17 protein-coding genes are annotated in these 21,061 nt (G+C 61.1%); 9 read left to right on the top strand and 8 right to left on the bottom strand.

Annotated features, from left to right (window positions below):
• Nucleotides 1-144: 144 nt before the first annotated feature.
• Together GOB90_RS05890 and GOB90_RS05885 are read right to left on the bottom strand one after the other, a co-directional pair.
• The gene (locus tag GOB90_RS05890) at nucleotides 145-1,269 is read right to left on the bottom strand and encodes a glycosyltransferase (protein WP_146885612.1); all 1,125 of its coding nucleotides are present in this window, start codon (nucleotides 1,267-1,269) and stop codon (nucleotides 145-147) included.
• The gene (locus GOB90_RS05885) at nucleotides 1,266-2,534 is read right to left on the bottom strand and encodes a glycosyltransferase (protein ID WP_373322131.1); all 1,269 of its coding nucleotides are present in this window, start codon (nucleotides 2,532-2,534) and stop codon (nucleotides 1,266-1,268) included. Before GOB90_RS05885 ends, GOB90_RS05890 begins: the two co-directional genes overlap by 4 nt.
• A gap of 132 nt (nucleotides 2,535-2,666) precedes the next feature.
• Here GOB90_RS05885 and argE point away from each other — a divergent pair, with 132 nt between their 5' ends.
• Together argE and GOB90_RS05875 are read left to right on the top strand one after the other, a co-directional pair.
• Nucleotides 2,667-3,887, top strand: coding sequence for an acetylornithine deacetylase (argE, locus tag GOB90_RS05880; RefSeq protein ID WP_146885643.1), 1,221 nt, complete (start codon nucleotides 2,667-2,669; stop codon nucleotides 3,885-3,887).
• Nucleotides 3,884-4,945: a M14 family metallopeptidase gene (locus GOB90_RS05875; protein ID WP_146885645.1), complete on the top strand. Its 1,062-nt coding sequence runs from the start codon at nucleotides 3,884-3,886 to the stop codon at nucleotides 4,943-4,945. The genes argE and GOB90_RS05875 overlap by 4 nt, the downstream gene beginning before the upstream one ends.
• A gap of 72 nt (nucleotides 4,946-5,017) precedes the next feature.
• Here the strand turns inward: GOB90_RS05875 and GOB90_RS05870 are convergent, their stop codons facing one another.
• From GOB90_RS05870 to GOB90_RS05855, 4 genes are all read right to left on the bottom strand, one after another.
• Nucleotides 5,018-6,610 (bottom strand): oleate hydratase, encoded by a 1,593-nt coding sequence (locus GOB90_RS05870; RefSeq protein WP_146885647.1) that lies wholly within the window; start codon nucleotides 6,608-6,610, stop codon nucleotides 5,018-5,020.
• A gap of 157 nt (nucleotides 6,611-6,767) precedes the next feature.
• A complete protein-coding gene (locus GOB90_RS05865; protein WP_242011837.1) occupies nucleotides 6,768-8,171 on the bottom strand; it encodes a sugar porter family MFS transporter in 1,404 nt (467 codons plus the stop codon).
• A 181-nt stretch (nucleotides 8,172-8,352) separates the two neighbouring features.
• Nucleotides 8,353-9,210 (bottom strand): shikimate dehydrogenase, encoded by an 858-nt coding sequence (aroE, locus tag GOB90_RS05860; RefSeq protein WP_146885652.1) that lies wholly within the window; start codon nucleotides 9,208-9,210, stop codon nucleotides 8,353-8,355.
• 76 nt (nucleotides 9,211-9,286) lie between these two features.
• Nucleotides 9,287-10,294: a LacI family DNA-binding transcriptional regulator gene (locus GOB90_RS05855; protein WP_264813237.1), complete on the bottom strand. Its 1,008-nt coding sequence runs from the start codon at nucleotides 10,292-10,294 to the stop codon at nucleotides 9,287-9,289.
• Between the two features lie 365 nt (nucleotides 10,295-10,659).
• Here GOB90_RS05855 and GOB90_RS05850 point away from each other — a divergent pair, with 365 nt between their 5' ends.
• The 3 genes from GOB90_RS05850 to GOB90_RS05840 are packed head-to-tail and all read left to right on the top strand — an operon-like array spanning nucleotide 10,660 to nucleotide 15,350.
• Nucleotides 10,660-13,002: a TonB-dependent receptor plug domain-containing protein gene (locus tag GOB90_RS05850; RefSeq protein ID WP_261765910.1), complete on the top strand. Its 2,343-nt coding sequence runs from the start codon at nucleotides 10,660-10,662 to the stop codon at nucleotides 13,000-13,002.
• Nucleotides 13,003-13,025: 23 nt separating this feature from the next.
• Nucleotides 13,026-13,988 (top strand): ABC transporter substrate-binding protein, encoded by a 963-nt coding sequence (locus GOB90_RS05845; RefSeq protein ID WP_146885659.1) that lies wholly within the window; start codon nucleotides 13,026-13,028, stop codon nucleotides 13,986-13,988.
• A gap of 33 nt (nucleotides 13,989-14,021) precedes the next feature.
• Entirely contained in the window at nucleotides 14,022-15,350 is a 1,329-nt protein-coding gene (locus tag GOB90_RS05840) for an NtaA/DmoA family FMN-dependent monooxygenase (RefSeq protein WP_146885661.1), read from the top strand.
• Between the two features lie 50 nt (nucleotides 15,351-15,400).
• Here the strand turns inward: GOB90_RS05840 and GOB90_RS19125 are convergent, their stop codons facing one another.
• A complete protein-coding gene (locus tag GOB90_RS19125) occupies nucleotides 15,401-15,925 on the bottom strand; it encodes a hypothetical protein (protein ID WP_146885663.1) in 525 nt (174 codons plus the stop codon).
• A 577-nt stretch (nucleotides 15,926-16,502) separates the two neighbouring features.
• Between GOB90_RS19125 and GOB90_RS05830 the strand changes: the two genes are divergently transcribed.
• From GOB90_RS05830 to GOB90_RS19475, 3 genes are read left to right on the top strand one after another with little or no spacing between them, the layout of a single operon-like run.
• A complete protein-coding gene (locus GOB90_RS05830) occupies nucleotides 16,503-17,936 on the top strand; it encodes a cytochrome ubiquinol oxidase subunit I (RefSeq protein ID WP_146885665.1) in 1,434 nt (477 codons plus the stop codon).
• A gap of 3 nt (nucleotides 17,937-17,939) precedes the next feature.
• Entirely contained in the window at nucleotides 17,940-18,986 is a 1,047-nt protein-coding gene (gene cydB, locus GOB90_RS05825) for a cytochrome d ubiquinol oxidase subunit II (RefSeq protein WP_146885667.1), read from the top strand.
• Entirely contained in the window at nucleotides 18,986-19,117 is a 132-nt protein-coding gene (locus GOB90_RS19475; protein WP_276510654.1) for a hypothetical protein, read from the top strand. Before cydB ends, GOB90_RS19475 begins: the two co-directional genes overlap by 1 nt.
• Nucleotides 19,118-19,288: 171 nt before the next feature.
• Here the strand turns inward: GOB90_RS19475 and GOB90_RS05820 are convergent, their stop codons facing one another.
• The gene (locus GOB90_RS05820) at nucleotides 19,289-19,993 is read right to left on the bottom strand and encodes a YoaK family protein (RefSeq protein WP_146885669.1); all 705 of its coding nucleotides are present in this window, start codon (nucleotides 19,991-19,993) and stop codon (nucleotides 19,289-19,291) included.
• A gap of 137 nt (nucleotides 19,994-20,130) precedes the next feature.
• Here GOB90_RS05820 and GOB90_RS05815 point away from each other — a divergent pair, with 137 nt between their 5' ends.
• On the top strand, nucleotides 20,131-20,856 hold the full coding sequence (locus tag GOB90_RS05815; protein WP_146885672.1) for a glycosyltransferase family 25 protein: 726 nt from the start codon (nucleotides 20,131-20,133) through the stop codon (nucleotides 20,854-20,856).
• Nucleotides 20,857-21,061: the final 205 nt, after the last annotated feature.

Genomic DNA, 21,061 nt, shown 5'->3' with positions numbered 1-21,061 from the left:
AGGACGAACCTCCCGTTTCCTGTGCCCATGCCCAGTTCCCCCTCAGCCGGTCCGGTGACTGTGAAAATTTCCCGGTCAGATTTGACAGAAACCAGCCAGACCCAGGCCGCGTTCTTTGAGCTTTCCGAACACCCCCGGAAAACGTCAGATCGCCATCGCCGCCCTGCCGACCAGAGCCTTTTCAATATCCGCAACCATCCGCGCCGCCACCGCCGACCAGCCCCCCTCTCCCGGATCGGCCGGCACTTCAGGCAATAACGGCTGCCTCTCCGCCAGCTCCACCAGCCGCGCACAGAACGCCACCGCCGTCGGCTCACATAAAAGCGCCCGCGACCGGTCCTGAAACTGCTCCCGCAGCCCCCCGACATTCGTCGAGACCACCCACCGCCCGGCCGAAAGCGCAATCGCCCCGACCCCGCTCTGACTCGCCTCGCGATACGGCAGAAGCATCACATCCGCCCAGGCAATCAGCGCCGGAATCTCACTCTCCGGAACCCATCGATTCTCAACCCGCACATGCGGCAGACCCGCCAGCGCCCGCAGCGCCGCCGATTCAGGCCCGTGCCCCACAATCCGGCATTCAAAAGCCAGCCCCGCCGGCATCATCGCCAGCGCCGCGGCCAGCAGATCCAGCCCCTTATACGTCAGCAGCCGCCCGAACATCAGAAACCGCACCGGCCCCGCCACGCGCCCGGCCGACAGAACAACAGCCCCCGCCCCGCCGGAAAAATAATCGAACGGCGGATGCGAAGACATCACGATCTCCCGCCCCCGCAACACCCGCTGCTGCCGCAACTGCGCCGCCACATGCCGGCTCAGCACCACCATCACGTCCGCCCGCCACAGCAGCAGACGCTGCAACATGAACTGCAACGGAAACCCGTCCCCCGGATGCATCACCGCATCATGCACCACCACGGCATACGGCACGCCCGAACACCGCAATGCCACCGCCATCAGCAGATCGAGCGGCCCGGTCATCGCGCAGATTGCAAAATCCGGCCTCCGGGCACGCACGGCCCGCATAATGTGCGGCACAAGAACAGGCGCCTGCAACAGCCGCATCAGCAGCCCCGGAAGACTCCCATACGTCTCCATCGGCAGCATCCGGACAGGGACTTTTTTATCCCCCGCCAGAATCTCGGCCCGCGCCGACAACGACAGCACAACATCCAGCCCCGGCAATGAGTCGATCGCTTCCGCGAGATTCAGCGCAAAACGCGGCCCCGCGCCCCGACGCCCCCACTGCCAGACCAGAACCCGGCTCATCCGGCCCCCTCAGCCAGACGCGCCCCCCCGGCATCACCCGCGGCCACATGACCCGGCAACCGCGACAAAGCCCGCGTCGCCGCCAGCAGCTCCGCCCCGGAAAATCGCTCCCGCGCCACCTCCGCCGCCCGCCCCCCAAGCCGCTGCCGCAACGCAACATCGTCCGCCGCCCGCTGCAGCGCGCTCACCGCCGCATGCAGATCCACATCCGCCCAGACCGCCCCCTCCGCCTCAAAAACCCCGCGCGGATCCCGCGCCGGAATCAGACGATACGGCAACGGAATCCCGCAATCCGCCGAGAGAAACTCCGATGTCGCCGACCAGTCCGTCGCAATCACCGTCCGCCCCAGCAGCATGGCCTCCGCCGGAACCAGACCGAACCCCTCGCTCCGATGCAGAGACAGAACAATATCCGCGCAGTGAATCAGCGCATAAGACTCATCAGCCGGAAAAAGCCGCTCCTCAACACGAATGTTCGCGGCCCCGCCCATCGCCGCCCGCAGCCGCGCCATGTCCTCCGGATACTGTCCGCCATGCGCCACCTTCAGCAGCAACATCCTGTCGGACCGGTCCCCGAACGCCGCCCGAAACGCCCGGATCGCCGCCAGAGGATTTTTGCGCTCAAAACTCGACGCCAGACTGAACGACACCAGTACGATCACCGCATCATCCGGCAGCCCGAACGCCGCCCGGTCCATCACCGCCGGCCGCACGGGATTCGCCGCCAGAGCATGCGGCACAACCCGCACCCGTCCCGGCGCCAGCCCCTCCAGCGCCTGAGCGCTGAAACGCGACGAGGTCCATACCTCATGCACGCAGCCCGCCCCCACCCGCCATAACGGCGGCAACGTCGGCAATTCCCAGTGCCAGTAACCGATAATCCGGCGATGCCGCAGAAACCGGCGCCCCAGACGCAGCAGAACCGCCGGAAGAAAAGGAGAATTGACAAAAAGCACCAGCGCCGCGCGCCCGTCCCCGCCCTCCGGCCCCGGCACGGGACGATCCGTCCCCTCCAGCAACCCCGCGCGAAGCGCCGTCGCCGGAACCCCGAACGCCCCGTAAGCCCGGAGCATGATCCGCGCCGCCTCGCCCAGCCCGGACTCCCGCCCGATCTCGCCCCCGACAATCACACGACCATCGGACACCGGCGCCGGCAACGACACTTTCGGCGCCGCCAGAGCCGTCAGAGCCGCAAATCCCCGCCGCCTCTGTTCGACCGGAAGACGCCGCCAGAGACCGTGCAACGGATGGAATGCCCTGCTCACTACCTCGTCCAGCCCCCTGTTTCCCGCGCTCCGCAACCCGCAGGCCCGCTCCGCCCTACCCGAAACAGCGGCGTGACAGCAATACACCCGGCGGGATTGCAGCAATCCCGCCGGACGTGAATACTCCCCGTTATGGACGATGCCCCGAAACAGCCCGATACCCTCACCACTCCGGCCGCCGGCACCACCGACAGCGCCGCCCTGCTCGCGCATCTCGTGTCCTTCGATACCACCAGCGACCGCACCGATCTGCCACTCATAAACTGGATCGGTCAGTGGATGGACGCCCACGGCGTGTCATGGACCCTCAGCCACAATCCGGACGGAACAAAAGCCAACCTCCACGCCATCCTCGGCCCTCATACAAAAGGCGGCCTCGCCTTCGCCGGTCACGTCGATACCGTCCCCGTCGAAGGCCAGGACTGGACATCAGATCCCTTCACTCTGCGGGAAAATGGTAACCACTTTATTGCGCGCGGCGCCGCCGACATGAAAAGCTTCGTCGCCTGCACACTTGCCGCCATCCCCGACATCGTCCGCATGCCTCTGAGCAGACCCGTCCACCTGCTCTATACCTTCGATGAGGAAATCACCTGCGACGGCGCCCGCGTCGCCATGAAAGACGCCACGGAGCGCAATCTCCTCCCCGAATGGTGCGTCGTCGGGGAACCAACCCTCATGATCCCCGTCATCGCCCATAAAGGCCGCCTCGCCGTCAGACTCACCGTCCACGGCAAGGCAGGCCACTCGTCCCGCCCCGATGAAGGCGTCAACGCCCTGCACGCCCTGGGCGAGGCCATGGCCTGGGTCGCCGCCGAAGCCCGCCGATTCGCCCTCGAAGGCCGCCAGGTCGACGGCTTCGATCCGCCTCACACCACAATCCAGATCGGAATCGCCCACGGCGGCACCGCGCTGAATATCATCCCGGAATACGCCGAAGCCCAGATCGAATGGCGCACCGTCCCCGGCGACGACGCCCACGCCCTGCTCGCCCGCATGGAAAACGCCCTGAACCAGACCACCGGCCAGTGGATGAAAACCGCCGACGCCAGCTGCGGACTCACCTTCGAAATCCTCAACGAACTCCCCCCGCTCGACCTCGCCCCCACCGACCCGCTCGTCACCACCGTCCGCCTCGCCTCCGGCAACAATGGCGAGGGCTTCGTCTCCTACGGCACCGAAGCCGGAATCTATCAGCGCGCGGGCATGAACAGTATCGTCTGCGGCCCCGGCAGCATCGAACAGGCCCATCGCCCCGACGAATGGATCGACCGCGACCAGCTCACCCGCTGCGACGCCTTCCTCCGCGATATGGTCCGCCGCGTCTGCGTGCCCGCCCGGAATACTCCATGATCCCGGACGCTCCCGCCCCGTCCGGCCCCGTCCCCGGATCACAGCAGGCCAGTCCGCCACAGGACAACCCCATCCGCGTTCCGGCCCCTCGCCTGTCCGACAAACTCCCGCCCCTGCCACAGAAAATTCCCGGCTTCGCCATCGAAATCACCCCGCCCGATCTCGCCCCCTGGCGCGAAGGCAATACCGGCCTCGCCGGCGTCCACCGCCTCACCGGCCCCGCACCTGGCCCCCACATCGCCATCACAGCCCTCATGCACGGCAACGAATACGCCGGCGCCATCGTGCTGGACGACCTTCTGCGCGCCGCCTTCACCCCGAAACGCGGTACACTCTCCCTGATCTTCCTCAACCTGAACGCCTTCGGCCGCTTCACCCGCAACGCCCCCACCGTCTCACGCTTCGTCGATGACGACATGAACCGCCTCTGGTGCCGGAAACTCCTGACCACAACAGAGCCTTCCCTCGAACGCGACCGCGTCGCCACCCTCCTGCCCTATATCGAAACCGTCGATACCCTGCTCGATCTCCACTCCATGCTCTGGCCGGCGCCCCCCATGCTCCTCGCAGGGCCCGCCGCAGGCGGACGCTCCCTCGCCACAGACATCGCCACCCCGCCCCTCGTCATTTCCGACCACGGCCACGCCACCGGCCCCCGCCTCATCGACAGCCACCATTTCACCGGCACAAAGGCCCGCGCCTGCCTCCTCGAAGCCGGCCAGCACTGGAGCCGCGACACCCTCGCCGTAACCCGCGAAACCACCACCCGCTTCCTCGCCCTCAACGGCCTCACAAACGCCGCCGCGACAGCGCTTCCCCCGCCACAACAGGCCACCGTCACCGACCGTATCGTCGCCCGCACCGCCAGCTTCACCTTTCTCCCCACGATCAGCGGCGGCCAGATCATCCCGAAACGCGGCACACTCATCGCGCAGGACGGCCCGGACGAAATCCGAACCCCCTACGACAACTGCCTGCTCGTCATTCCCAATTTCCGAACCGCCCGGAGCCACACCGCCGTCCGCCTCGCCCGCCTGACAACAGCATCCCCCTCGTAAAGCATCGCCCCGAAAGAAACGAAAATCACAGGTCTCTGAAACAACCCGGTCGGTTAAAGCGAGAATCCAGTCCTATCGGCTGATCGCCCGCGCCGCCTCAATCAGATATTTCGGATTATGGATCGAATCATAAACCGGACTCACCGCTTTCCCGGTATCGAACAACCCGTACACCGCCATCTGCGCCGTCCGCACCGAATACTCGACCGTAAACACACAGTCATGCGGCGCTTCCACGAACTGACCGAGAAACGCGAAATTCTCCGTCCCCTCCGGCAACACATCCGGCCGGTCCCCGATCTTCCGCGTCATGAACAGCGCATCGACAAACGGCATCGCCACCGGAATGCAGTTCACTTTCCCCTCATCGACAAAAGGCTTCATCAGATCCTGAATCTTCAGATGCCCCCAGAGTTCATCGAGAATTTCCTTTCCCGTGCACTCCGCCATCGTTTTGTCGACAAAATTCCCCTTCCGGTCCGGATAAAGCCCATATCCCCAGAAAATCTTCACATCACGGGGCTGATTCGGAAAATGCGGCTGCCGTGCAATAACAAATGACATCAGCCAGTTCGAATCCGTCAGCGTCACCAGCCCGCCGGTCCCGGAAAGATTGCCGGAAAACTCTTCCATATAATCATGAAAAACAGGGTCTTTCAGTGTCGCCGTAAACGAATACCATTTCGACCCGTCAATATGATCGCAAAATACCGACGGATTTCCAAAAGCCGGATCTTTCGCCGCAATCTTCTTCCACAACTTCCACGCACCGGACTCCGCCAGCCCCTTCAGCACCGGCACCCGATCCCACGCCCCGTTATCCGAACTTTCCGTGATCGACCCCAAAGTCGTGAACACATAATCGTTCACACCCAGCGGAAGACTCCCGCCCTCCGCAAGCTCCAGAACCGTCGCCCGCTTTCTGCCGCCCGCGATCTCAAATCCGATATCAACCACTTCCACGCCAAACCGGAACTCAACCCCTTTATTCTCCAGCCAGCGCTGCAACGGCACAACCACCGAATGATACTGCTCGTATTTCGTCCGTAATATGCCACCCAGTCGCGGCAGCCCTTCCACCATGTGGATGAAACGCCGCATATAGCGCCGCATCTCAGCCAGACTGCTCCAGCGCTGAAACGCGAACATCGTCGACCAGATCAGCCAGAAATTCGTCTCGAAAAACGCCCCGTCAAACCACTCCTCAATCCGGCGATCTCCCAGAGACGCCTCGGATTCATAAATGAGTTTCAGAAGCCGTCCCTGCTGCATCAGAGACAGCCCGTAAGAGGACACATCCAGCCGCCGCCCCGCTCTCAGCAACCGCGCCTGACCATGCGCAATCAGCCGCTCATTGAACTCGAACGTCTCATCCGTGACGGAAACATCCGGGTTCTCAAGAGAAGGAATCCCCGAAAGCAGATCCCAGTAACAGGTATAATGCCGCTCATGCATCCGCCCGCCGCGCGTCACAAACCCCTTCTCCGCATCGCCGGACCCGTCCAGAGCCCCGCCCGCAACCCGCGCCTTTTCCAGAATGTGAATGTTCCCGCCCGGCACACCCGCATCGCGGATCAGCAACACCGCGCTCGCAAGCGCCGCAATCCCGCTGCCAGTCAGATAAATATGGGCATTTTCAGGAGATGTATTCCCGGTCCGCGTCATTCGCCTCACTCCGCTTTGCTCACGCACGCGCACATCCGGCCCGCGCCACAATGTAAAACGATATGCGCCACACACCAGAAAAGGAGAATGATTCAGGTCAGAACAGCATTACAAATCGGACATCCCGCTCCCCTGGACCACAGCCCCCCCCGTCACGTCACCGCCCCGGCCGGAATGTGCCATCCCGCAACGACGTCTCAATCTCCTCCAGACTGCTCCCCGCCGTCTCCGGCACATACCGCCAGACAAACAGAAACGACAGAACATTGACCGCCCCGAACAGCCAGAATGTCCCCGTCGCGCCCAGCGCGTTCACGAGCGAAAGCGTCACCAGCGAGACAATCGTATCCGCCAGCCAGACCGTCGCACTCGCCAGCCCCATCGCCCGGCTCCGCACCGCCAGCGGAAACACCTCGGACCCCACCAGCCAGACCGCAACCGACAGGGAACCGAAATTGAAAAAGATGTAGCCCAGCAAAGACGCAACCATCAGCGCCAGACGAAACCCCGCAACCGGCGCCGGACTCAGAAAAATACCCCCGAGCACAAACAGCGACAGCGCCGCGAACGGCAACATCACCAGCATCATCCGCCGCCGCCCCACCCGGTCGATCAGCGCAATCCCCATCGCCGTCGTGATCGCTGACGTCACCCCCACCGAAACCGATGTCAGCAACGCCGTCGAGTGCCCAAGCCCCGCCTGCGAAAGAATGATGGGAGCATAATAAACAATCACATTCGGCCCTGAAAGCTGCGACAGCGCCGCAATCCCGAGCGCCACCACCAGCGCCGGACGCACCCAGCCCTGCGTCAGCTCCAGCCATCCCCCGCCCGCTTCCGCCTTATCGACCGCCAGCACCTCATCGAGTTCCCGCCGGACCTCGTCACAATGGCCCCGCAGCCGGTACAGAATGGCCACCGCCCGCTTTTCCTGCCCGTTATGCAACAGCCAGCGCGGACTCTCCGGCAAAAACACCATCCCCACGCCCAGACACGCCGCAGGCACAGCCCCCAGCATGAACATCGCACGCCAGCAATCCCGCGCCCCCGAAAGTTCATAACCTACGAAAAAAGCCGTGAGCAGGCCAATGGAAAAAGCAAACTGAAACAACGAAACCAGCCCGCCCCGCTTCGCGGGCGGCGCCAGTTCCGCCAGGTAAACCGGAACAATCTGCGTCGTCGCCCCGATCGCCACCCCCAGCCACAGCCGCGCGAAAATCAGCGTCCCCATCCCCGGCGCCAGCCCGCAACCAAACGACGCCAGAATAAACACAACCGCCGCCGCCATCACCGCAGGCCGCCGCCCGAACCGGTCCGATACCGGCCCGCTCAGCACAGCCCCGAAAATCGCGCCAATATTCAGCGCCGCCGCGACCCATTCCTGCCCGCCCGTCGTCAGCGAAAAACTCTGCGTCACAAAAATCAGAGCCGACGCAATAATCCCCGTGTCATACCCGAACAGAAGCCCGCCCGCCGCCGCGACAGCCGCCGCGATCCGCACATACCGCGCTGCCGCCTTCCGACGGTCCCCCAGCACCTCAAATTCGGGAACACAGGACATCGCCTTGTCACGAAGACCCGATCCGGCCCCATCATTCAGAACGGTCGCCATCACACTGTCCTCTTCCGCTACCGCCCGTCACAGAGCCCCGCCAGGGGCGCCACAGTCCGGTGCCTCATCCAGCCGACAGGGATCGGGCAGTTCCCGATACTTCACACATCCTGAAGCAAAACCTGAAAGCCTATGCATCAGCCCCGAAAATTTCCTGAAGCGTCTCCTGCATCACACCTGCATCCAGCGTCTTCCCCAGCCACAGTTCCACCCCGATCACACCCTGATTCACCAGCATCCCCAAGCCGTCCAGAACCGTGCAGCCCCGCTCTTTCGCCTGCCGCAGCAGCTTCGTCCGGGGCGGATTCGGAATAACGTCGGCAACCACAAGATCTTTCCGCAGTGTGTCCGGGGCGACCGACGGCATCGCCTCCGCATCCCCCAGCCCGATCGACGTCGCGTTGATCACAATCCCGACATCTCCCGGCACCTTCACCTCACCTTCCCAGCCCGATGCCTTCGCCTCACACCCCGTGTTGTCCCGCACCAGCGCCGCAATCGTCTCCGCCTTTTCGGGGTCGCGATTGACCACCATGATATGCGCCGCCCCGGCCAGACCCAGCTCCACCGCAATCGCCCGGGCGGCCCCGCCCGCCCCCAGCAGCAGCACCCGTTTTCCGGCCGGGTCCGTCACATCCTTCAGAGACGCCAGAAAACCCTTCCCGTCCGTGTTATCGCCGATCAGCTTCCCGTCCCGAATCGAAACGCAGTTGACCGCACCAATAATCTTTGCCGACTCAGCCAGTTCATCCAGATGATCGATGACCGCCACTTTATGCGGCAGCGAGCAGTTAAATCCCGCCCACTCCATCGCCACGGCCCCGAGAACCGCATCCGCCAGATTGTCCGGCCGAACGTCACAGTTGATATACCGCGCGTCGATCCCCGCCGCCCGATATCCCGCCTCAATCATCGCCACCGTCGGATTGTCCGCACACGGCGTTGAAAAAGATCCCGTCAGAATACTGAGAAAACTCTGGCTGCTCATCGCCGCGCTCCGGTCAAAGAAATTGCATAGCTATGCAATCAAAGACCCGGCACACCCATCATGCAAGCGAAAACTCTCATCCGCCCGCCGTACTCCCCCGCTCCACCAGCCGCGCCTCAATCACAATATTTTGCGAAACCGGCTCCCCGCCTGCCTCCAGGGCGTTCGCCAGAACCTCGCACGCCGTTTTCACAAGCTGCCCGACCCCCTGATCGAACGTCGTCAGATCGTAAGCCCGCCAGGCACCCTGCGGAATATTGTCATATCCCAGCAGCATCACATCCCGGGAACAGCTGAGCCCCGCACGCTCGCACAACGCATCGATCGCCCCGCACGCCATCATGTCATTGCTGCAAAACATCCCGTCCGGCCGCACACCCCGCAACAGCATCGCGCTCACCGCGTCGTAGCCGCTCTCATAGGTGTCAGCCCCCTGCAAAGATACCAGTTCGCCAGCCATCGCCCCCAGCCCCCTGCGAAACCCCTCGCCCCGCGCCACCGATGCCGCATTCCGCAGCGCCCCGGCCAGCCAGACCGGCTGCATAACCCCCCGCTCCCGCAGTACCCGCGCCGCCACGACACCCGCCGCCCGGTTGTTCGACGACACCGTGGAAATCCATTGTCCCGTCAGGCGTGAATTAAAACAGATCACCGGAATCCGCAGCGCATCCAGAGCCTTCGCAACCGCCTTCGAACCGATCGCCAGGGCCGTCACCACCGCATCGATCCGATACCCCAGCAACTGCTCCAGCGCATCGTCCAGAGTCAGCGCATCGTCCACATGCACGAGAAGAACCTGCAATCCCCGCTCCCTCAGCGAACAGACCAGATGCTCCAGCGCCCCCGCATAAAACGGATTGGAAAGGCCACCGACCACAACACCCACCATCCCGGACCGGCCCGACAGCATAATCGCCGGAATCCGGTTCGGCCGGTAATCGAGCTCGGCCGCCGCCTTCAGAATCTTCTCCCGCGTCCCGGGCGCGATACTCGCCGTCCGCGAAAAGGCCCGCGACACCGCCGACTGCGAAACGCCCGCCCGCTTCGCAACATCAACAGACGTAACCGGACGTCGCTCCCGCACCCCCACACCCGCACTCCGTAAAAAAACTCTCCGGACGCCACACCCTCAGGTCAGCCCGGCACAGGAACTTTCCCCTACTGATAAATATCACTCACCCGAAAAATTAAAATATGTCGTTTGTTCACGTCCTGAACGGTACCTATTCAAACACCCCGATATAACTCTCTGACGGTGGTAATTTTATGCGGTCGTTTCGGCACCGGTTATACGTAACCGCAACTCTTCTTGCCGTACAACACACAATACTGCCAGCTTCCGCCGCGGCCACCCCGGTCAGCCAGAACGACAAAGCCGGCAAAAAGACTGAAAAAAAAACCAGGTCCACCGTCCGGACCGGCGCCGGACAGCCCCCGGGCCAGCCCGCTGTGGCGCCAGGCCCGGCTGCGACAATCAGTCAGACAACAAAAAACACGCGCCATTCGCTCCCCGTCGCCGAAACGGAGCAGCTCATCGTCACCGGCACGCGCGACGCCCACCGCACGGCCCGCAGCAGCAGCAGCCCGATCGATATCATCACCGCCGCCGAACTCGCCAGAACCGGCGCGCTCAACGTCAGCGATGCACTCACCCGCACGGACCCGTCCATCAACAGCAGCATCACCGGCGGCTCCGGCATCGTCGCCGGCCTCAGAATGCGCGGCCTCAGCCCCAACGAAGTACTGGTGCTGGTCGACGGCAAAAGACGGCACGCAACCGGCGTCGTCGCCACCTATTCCGGCCCCGAACACGGCGCCACCCCGGTCGATCTCAACGCCATCCCGATTTCCGCCATCGATCATATCGAAGTCCTGCGGGACGGCGCCGCAGCCATGTACGGCTCAGACGCCATCGCCGGCGTCGTCAACATCATTCTGAAAAAAACACCCAACGGCCTGAACACCTCTTTCCAGAGCGGCGCCCATCCTTTCGGCGATCTCTACGGTTCGCCGGGATGGGATTATCAGCTGAACGCCGATGGCGGCATCGGTTTTGCAGGCAACGGCTATCTTCATCTCAGCGGCCAGATGTATCACGCCGATCACTACGTCACCGGTTCAAAAAACTACCGCCCACAGGACTACAATTTCAGCCTCCCCGAAGAAACACGGGAATCCCTCGCCATCGAAGCCGGACGCGACATCACCGATGACATCAAAGCCTATATGAACATTACCTATATGCACCGGCATATTCAGAACTACATGACCAACCGTGTCGCCTCCATACTGCCCGAAGTCTACCCCTACGGTTTCAACCCGTCCGTCGTGAACGAAGAAAACGATTATGCCGCCACACTGGGCATGACAGGCGACAACCTGTTCGGCGGCTTCCACTGGGATCTGAGCACGACATACGGAGCCGATGAAAGCAAACTCTCAACCATCAACTCAGCAAATCTCAGCTATTACGCAACCTATGGCTACACGCCGACAAAAGGCTTCACCGCAGCTTACAGAAACGCGCAGTGGACAAACAATTTCGACGTCACAAGATCCTTCAGGGTTCTGACACATCCCCTTAAACTCGCCTTCGGCGCGGAACATCGCCTGGAAACCTATACGGTCACATCAGGCAATACCCCGACCTGGATACTGGGCGGCCTGCAGGGCGCCCCCGGTCTCACCCCGCAATCCGCCGGAAGCTGGAGCCGCGATGTCTGGGCCGGCTACGTCGATGTCGATATCTCGCCGGTCAGAAAGCTCGATCTCGATTTCGCCGGCCGCTTCGAGCATTATACGGATTTCGGAAATTCCGAGAGCGGTAAAATCTCAGCCCGCTACGAAGTCTCGAAACGTCTGGCATTCCGCGCCACCATCAGCAACGGCTTCCGCGCCCCCACCCTCGCGGAACAGCATTTCAGCAGTCTCAGCGTTACCCCCACCGGCGCCTCCGGCAGCCTCGCCGTCGATTCAGCCGCCGCCCGCCTCCTCGGCGCCAGCGCCCTCAAACCGGAACGCTCAACCAATGTCAGCGCTGGCGTCGTCTTCGAACCGTTCCCACGCCTGCACGTCACAGCCGACGTCTACCAGATCAACATCCGGGACCGTATCGTCGGCGGCGGAAACTACAGCGGCGCCATCGCCGAACAGGCCATAGCGCTGACCGGGATCTCCCTGCCCGCCGGTCTGGAATCCAGCGACGTCACCGCCAATTATTTTTCAAACGGCGCCAGCACCCGCACACAGGGCGCCGACATCAATATCGACTATGTCACACGCCTGGGTCGCTTCGGCCGCGTGGACTGGTCCGCCGGAATCGATCTCAACAGAACCCGCCTGCATCATCTGGCGAACGACACAAACGGACAGCCCCTCCTGAACGCCCAGGCCATCAGCTGGCTGACAACGTCCATGCCCCGCAGCAAAATCATCCTCAATGCCCGGTGGACCCTCGGCGAATGGGACGTCAACGTGCGACAGACCCGCTACGGGCAGACCACCGATAACATGACATATCAGATCGCCGCACCGGCAGCGCTTCAGTACTCCATCGAAAAATTCGCACAGTTCGAAAATAAACCACGATGGATGACCGATCTCGAAGTCACGCGTCACTTCATGTCACACCGCCTGCATGTAACCCTGGGCATCAACAACCTGTTCAATATCCGCCCCCGCAAGCTCCCGCTCATTCTCCGCTATGAAGGCAACTCCATTTACGACACCGCCTCATCAGGCATCCCGATTTCCGGTTCCTATTATTACACGCGCGTCGGATTTTCCCTGTGACAGACAGGACAGGATCTCACTTCATGACAGAAACAGAAACACTCCGGCGCCCCGGCAGAAGACAGGTGCTGGCCGGCGGCATCACGGCCCTCCTCGCAGCAGCGGCAAAACCGTCGCGGGCCGCCGCCCCGCGCACCCTGCGCATCAGCGCCCAGGAGTCCTCGATCCTGTTTCAGATCGCCCGCTCCAGGAACCTGCTCGAACCCGCCCTGCACAATGCCGGATTCGAAACAGTCTGGAGCACGCTCGGACATTCGCCTGTCGAAATGGGCCAGGTCGATTTTCTCAGCGATGTCGCGGAAGCCGTCCCCACCTTCATTCACCGGGTTTTCCCCGACCTCGCCCTCTACGCCGCGGAAGGTCCCAGCCCCCACGCCCTCGGCATCCTGACCCGGAAAGACAGAAACATCACCTCCGTCCGCGCCCTCGCCGGCCGGTCCGTCTGCGTCGCAAAATCTGGCAGCGCGCTCGATCTCCTCATCAGATCCCTGCAACAGGCTGACCTGAAACTCTCAGATATCCACACAATCTTCCTCCCCGAACCCGGATGCCTCCAGGCCTTCAGAACCGGATCGGTGGATGCCTGGGCCACGTTCGATCCGTTCCTCACATTCGGACGCGCGCTCCCCGAAGCCGCCGTCCTGACAGACGGCGCCGCCGCGGGCATGCAGTACAATCGCTATTACATGGCAAACCGCAACTTCGTCCGGGACAATCCGCAAACCGTCCCCCTCATCCGCACCGCCCTGAAGGACGCCGCCGCCTGGATTGCCGCCAACAGGGACGAAGCGGCAAAGACCCTCTCGGAACACTGGCAGAACATGCCGGTCGAAATCGTGTCCCAGGTTCTGCGCAGCAGAACATTCAGCATCCGTCCCGCGGACCAGTCCGACATCGCCGCGCTCCAGGACATCGCCGCCCGTTACACCGCCGCCGGAATCCTCGCCCCCGGCAGCGACATGAGCACAATCCCTCTCATCGCATAACGAAATCCGGAAACTCAGGAGAAAACCGAAGCCATGACAAAGAAACAGCTCAGACTCGGCCTCGTTCCAAGCGGCGTCGGTGGCCCCGGCGCCTATAACCGCTGGCTCGATCCGGAGATTCCGGCAGATGCAAGTGTGAATATCGACTGGTATGTCGATGTCGCCAGACAGGCCGAAGACGCAAAATTCGACTGGATCTTCATCGTCGACAGCCAGTTCATCACGCCTCAGTCTCCGCCCCACTACCTCAGCCGCCTCGAACCGCTGACACTCCTGTCAGCCCTCGCCGTCGTGACACGCCACATCGGCCTCGCAGGCACACTCAGCACCTCCTACAACGATCCTTTCAGTATCGCCCGCCGCCTCGCATCGCTCGATCTCATCAGCCATGGCCGCGCCGGCTGGAACGTCGTCACAACCGGAGACGCCGGTACCGCCGGAAATTTCAGCCTCGAAGAACACTATGATTACGAAACACGCCACGCACGGGCAGCGGAAAGCATCGACGTCATACGCGGCCTCTGGCGCTCCTACGAAGAAGGCAGCCTGCCCCGCGACCGCGAACAGAAAAAATTCCTCAACCCGGACAAACTGCGCCAGCTGAATCATAAAGGAAAATACTTCAGTGTTACCGGACCGCTTAATATTGAACGCTCACCGCAAGGCGAACCCGTCATCTTTCAGGCCGGTGACTCCGTGCCCGGCCGCGACCTCGGCGCACACTACGCCGATGTCATTTTCACCCACGCCACAACCCTCGAAAAAACCCGCCGGTTTCGGGAAGATCTGAGAGAACGCGCCTCCCGCGCAGGCCGCAACCCCGACAGCGTGCTGATCGCACCCGGAATCAAATTCGTTATCGGCGATACCGATGAACACGCCCGGGACATCGCCCGCCATTACAACGCAACCGACCACAGCTTCGAACAGGCACTCGGAGAATTCGGTCGCCTGTTCGGCTGGCATGACTTCACCCGCTACGATCCCGACGCACCGTTTCCCGATGATGTGCTGAAATTCGCCGAGCGAAGCTGGTACACCAGCGCAAAGAAAATCACCGAACAGGCCATTTCTGAAAATCTGACATTACGGCAGGTGATCGAACAGACACAGCAGGGTAATAAATCCGCCGGCGTGGGCAAAGGCTCCCCATTCATCGGCTCAGCCGCCACAGTCGCGGACAAAATCACCGAATGGTTTGAAAAAGGTGCTTTTGATGCCGTGAATATCTACCTGGAGCACCCCTCCCAGTTCCGCCGGCTTGTCAGCGAAGTCCTTCCCCGCCTCCGGGAAAGAGGCATTATCAGAGACGCGTACACAGGCACCACGTTAAGAGACAATCTCGGCCTCGACCCGGCCTGAAACATGCCTTTCATTTCCCGGCCTCAGCACCGGGAAATGCCTCTCCCTCCCTACCACTTAAACCGCACCCCGGCCGTCAGCGCCGCCGACCCGACATTGCTCCCCGTATTCGTGTCGCGATGACCGGCAAAAGTGTTCACCGTCAGGTCCATCCCCTTCACCCCCTTCACCGGATAAGCGAACGTCACTGTCCGACCATGCTCCGACAGTGACGGACCCGTATCCGAGTATTCGACAGTAAACGGCCCCGCCTGAGAAAAATCATGCGCCCCGAAATCCGGTTTCAGAACCGGTCGCAGCGCTGTCACGTAATACTGCTCCGCCGCGATCCGGCTGTTAGCCGCAGCAGCAGCCTGCCCCGCCGACTTCGTCGCATCCACAGCACTTCCCTGGCCGGTTAAACCGACCCCCGGCGTTTTGCGCTCTCCCGGCTGTCCCGGCGGCATGAAATACCCCCCGGCCTCAGCCCGTGCCGCCCCGCCGGCCAGCAGGAACGGAACCATAAGACAGACGGCCGGAGACAACGGTCCCTTCCGCACCGGCGCAAACCGGTCTTTCACACTCCGTTCCCTCATTCTGCCTGACATCCATCACTGTGACCTCAGGGACACAGAAGAGAAAAAAGAAAGTCGTGCCAAATCAGCAAATGTATCATTCCGATACAATTCCGCTTTCTCAAAACACTTTCAAAACAATTTGTTCGCCCGGAACCCACTCAGAGACGCGCTTGACAGCCAAAATGATAATGACTTATATCAATACGAATATACATAATTAACTAAATTATGAAAGTTATAGTATGCAAGCCGCGACCCCACCATGAAACACTTCGTGATGCATCCCCTGCCGGACTGCAGACGTTCCGCGTATTGAGCGCCCGTAAGAATTTCTCCACACACCCGGTCCGCGCACAGCACAGTCGCATGATAAATTGTGCTTATGATGCGATAACGAGAAACAGTTTGTTATAGTTCTGTCACCCGCCTAACATCTCGCAACTTCTGCAAATGAACATAAAAAAACAGCCCGAATACCGGATAGTCTGACAATACAAAGCCACAGAAAACGACGCGATTCTTAAATACATCACGTCTGAAATCGTATCATTACACCTCTTATACCGTACACGTTCTCAAAAATCGGAGTAATCCCGTGACCGGAGCAGACGCCATCTTCCTGGCACGACTGCAATTCGCTTTTACAGTCGGTTTCCATATCGTCTTCCCCGCCTTCTCCATCGGACTGGCCGCCTTCCTCGCCGTCCTCGAAGGCCTGTGGCTGAAGACGGACAAACAGGTCTATCTCGACCTGTTCCAGTACTGGCTCCGCGCCTTCTCCATCGTCTTCGGCATGGGCGTCGTCTCCGGCCTCGTCATGTCCTACGAGTTCGGCACCAACTGGGCGCAGTTCGCACAAAAAGCCGGTCCCATCCTCGGCCCGCTCCTCGGCTACGAAGTCATGACCGCCTTCTTTCTCGAAGCCGGCTTCCTCGGAATCATGCTGTTTGGCATGAATAAAGTCGGAAAAAAACTCCACTTCTTCGCAACCTGCGTCGTCTCCCTCGGCACCCTCATCTCCATGAGCTGGATTCTCTCCTCCAACTCATGGATGCAGACCCCGCGCGGCTACAGCATCGAACCCGGAACCGGACGATTCATCCCCGAAGACTGGCTCGCCATCGTCTTCAACCCGTCCTTCCCTTTCCGCCTCGTCCACATGGCGCTCGCCGCCTTCCTCTCCGTCGCCTTCATCGTCGCCGGCGTCGGTGCCTGGCACCTGCTCCGCGCAAAACGCACAGGCAACCAGCCGACAGAAGCCGTCAAAGTCATGTTCTCCATGGCCATGTGGATGGCCGCCCTCGTCGGCCCGCTCCAGATGCTCGCCGGCGACGCCCACGGCCTGAACACACTGAAATACCAGCCCGCCAAAATCGCCGCCATGGAAGGCGACTGGGAGTCCGAAGGCTACGCCCCCGAACTGCTCTTCGGCATCCCCGACATGAAAAATGAGGTCACCCACTACAAAATCGCCATCCCCTACGCCGGATCGCTGATTCTCACCCACAGCCTCAGCGGCAAAGTCCCCGGCCTGAAGGATTACCCGAAAGACCAGCGCGCGCCCTCCTACGTCGTCTTCTTCAGCTTCCGAATCATGATCCTGCTCGGCGTCCTCATGGCCGGAACCGGACTGTTCTCCCTCTGGCTGCGCCGGAAAGGCACGCTCTGGACAAACCCGCTCCTCCTCCGGGCCGCCCTGTTCCTGACACCCGCCGGCTTCATCGCCCTGCTCTGCGGATGGGTCACAACGGAAGTCGGCCGTCAGCCCTTCACGGTCTACGGCCTGCTCCGCACCGCCGACAGCGCCTCGCCGGTACCCGGCGCCAGCATCGGCATCACGCTCGCCGCCTTCGTCGTGGTCTACTTCATCGTCTTCGCCTCCGGAATCAGCATCCTCCTGCGCGGCTTCGCCGAAGAACCCCATCGCGGTGAACCCGGTCCCGACGCCCACCATCCGCAGCGCGCCGCCGCCATGGCAGCCGCCGTCTCAGACACAGCCGCCGCCGGTCACACCGGTTCAGGAGAATAACCGATGGATCTCGCAACCACGGGCCTCACAGGCGCCGCTTACTGGCTCCCCATCGTGTGGGCCGTCCTCGTCGCCACCGCCATCTTCATCTACGTCGTGCTGGACGGCTTCGATCTCGGCCTCGGCATACTTTTCCTCGCCGAACGCGACAAGCGACACCGCAACATCATGATCCAGACCATCGCCCCGGTCTGGGACGGCAATGAAACCTGGATGATCTTCGGCGGCGCCGCCCTCTACGGCGTCTTCCCCAATGCCTACGCCACCATCCTGCCCGCGCTCTACCTGCCCGTGCTCATCATGCTGTTCGCCCTCATCCTCCGGGGCGTCGGCTTCGAGTTCCGCTCCCGCATGCACACGGAAAAAGCGCAGAACCTCTGGGATATCGGCTTCTGCGGCGGCTCTTTCGTCGCCACGCTGATGCAGGGCATCATCCTCGGCACCCTCGTCTCCGGCATCCATGTCGAAGACAATAAATTCGCCGGCAGCAGCCTCGACTGGCTCGCCCCCTTCCCGATTTTCTGCGGCCTCGCCGTCGTCTGCGGCTATTCCCTCCTCGGCGCCACCTGGCTGATCTGGCGCACCGAAAGCGATCTGCAAAGCACCATGAGAAAATGGGCCGGTATCCTCTCCGTCGCCATGCTCGTCATGATCGCCGGCGTCTCCGTCTGGACCCCCGCCCTGCACACCACCTACATGCAGAACTGGACCGCTTGGCCCCAGATCCTCCTCGTCGCCCCCGTCCCCCTCGCCGTCATCGCCATCACAGGCGTCATGTTCCTCGCCCTGCGCGGTAAAACCTCACGCCGTGTCCCGTTCTTCTGCGCGCTGGCCTGGTTCTTCGTCTCCTTCACCGGCCTCGGCATCAATATCTGGCCCTATATCGTGCCACCCGCCATGACCATCTGGCAGGCCTCATCCCCACCCGCCAGCCAGGCCTTCCTGCTCGCCGGCTCCATGTTCCTGCTGCCGCTGATCCTTGCCTACACCGCCTACGCCTATCACGTGTTCCGCGGCACCGTGAACGAACACAGCGAAAGCTACCACTGATGAAAAACACCATGCAGGACACGAAAAACAGCCTGCCCGTCAAACTCATCTGGTTCGCGGGCCTCTGGCTCGCCGGCGTCGGCGCCCTCGGCCTCGTCGCCGGCGCCCTCCATTTCGTCATCCACAATTAAGAACCGGCCTGTTCTGACGAAATGACCTCCGGAAACCCGCGACACCCGGATCGCAGGCCGGCACCTGCCTTCTCCGCAAACCACCGTTTCCCCGGCACAGGCACCACAGCCCCTGCCGGGATCTGACAGCCCCGGACCATTCCCGCCCCGGAACACTCAGCCCGGCCCTTCTCACAGATCAGCCGTCTGTCTCCGCCCCCGAATCCCCTGCACCGACACCACCGCCAGCACCACGGCGAACGCCAGCAAACACCGCCCGCCCATCGAGCCATAAAGAAACGCGCCGGCAGTTCCGCCCAGCGCAAAACTCATAACAACAGATGTATGAAGCAGCAGCCTTTTTCGCGTTTTCCGCGCCGCCTCATCGCCACCGAATGAGTCCACAATCCCGATCCCGATATCCGTCAGCATGCCGGTCATATGCGTCGTACGCACACGGGCATCCGAAATCCGGGTCACCGTCGCATTCTGTAATCCCATCAGAAAACTCAGGCCATAAGCCAGAACAGCCTCCCGCAGCACACCCGGCAGAAAAATGTCATCAAGACCCAGGGCCGCAAGCAACCCCGCCTCCAGCAGAATGCTCCAGGCATAAACCGAAACAAGCCGCCGCCTGCGCCCCGCATTCACCAGAATCGTCGCCAGACTGGCCCCGCACACAAAACAGAAGATCAGACCGATCCCCGTCCCGATAACAGCCACATCATGCTGATGAAGCGCCATCGTCAGCGTCGAAAGATTACCCGTCATATTCGCGGAATAATAACCAACAGCCATAAAGCCTGCCGCGTTCACCGCACCCGCCACACTCGCCAGTGTACAGCCCAGTTTCCAGTCAGCCCCGAAACTTCGCCGCTTCCCAACCCGCCTGAGCATCCTTCCCTCATCCCGCCAGAAAAGCAGATTCAGCCGCCCCGGACAGCACAGAAGAAGTCCGCGAAAAAATCTACAATTAATTAATTATATTTTATAATTTTAATGATTTTATAATATCTAAATATACGGAGTTTTTCATGAAATATATTGTCATCAACAGAGATTGCGATCAGGACCGGTATTCAGAATTTACATCAGATAACAGCCACATCAGTGATATCCGAAAGTTCAGCGCTATTGACGGCAGGCACCTGGATAGCAGGGAACTGATACAGAACAATATCATTGAAGAATATCTGAATTATACAAAAGGCGCTCTGGGCTCAGCCATGTCCCACCTTCTGCTGTGGAACGCCGTCGTTGAAAACAACGAACCCGCCTGCATCTTTGAAGATGACGCCATGCTGTGCGGAAACTTTGCCGAAGAATCTGAAGCCATTATTTCACAACTTCCCAAAAACTGGGACATCATTCTCTGGGGCAATAATTACGATACAACCCTGACCTTCGAACTTCTGCCTGGAATCTCACACTGCATCAGCCAGTTCGATCAGGAGTCACTCAGGAAAGGCGCCCATACTTTCAGGAACATGAACGTCAGATCCCTGCCGTTCAAACTGTTCCAGACCCTTGGAATCTGCGGCTACGCCATCTCGCCCGCCGGAGCGCGAAACCTGATCAGCCAAACCCTCCCCCTTCCCGATCGCTCGTTCTACCATGTCGGCCTTGACAGAAAACTGCGGAATACATCGATCGATCATGTCATGGCTGACCACTATCGAAAAATGAATGCCTTTACGAGCTTTCCTCCGCTCTGCATCACAAAAAATGAGCCCGGCAAATCAACCATTCTCAGATCATAATTTCGATAAAAGCGAGCGATAATAATGTCCAGAGACCTTGTCATCTGCAGAACCGGAAAGAACTCCCTGCACACCAGCTTTATATCAGATTCCGATCGCCAGTGGGATCTGCTGTGCTGTCCTTATGAAGAAACGAAAACTCCTGAAGCTTTACTTCCCCTGCTCAGACAGACCGACATCATCCCGGGGCAGAAATGGTCGGGCC

It is taken from the genome of Acetobacter oeni (genome assembly GCF_011516825.1).
In the GTDB taxonomy this organism is placed as follows: Bacteria; Pseudomonadota; Alphaproteobacteria; order Acetobacterales; family Acetobacteraceae; genus Acetobacter; species Acetobacter oeni.
This window is presented reverse-complemented; position numbering and strand designations above follow the sequence as displayed.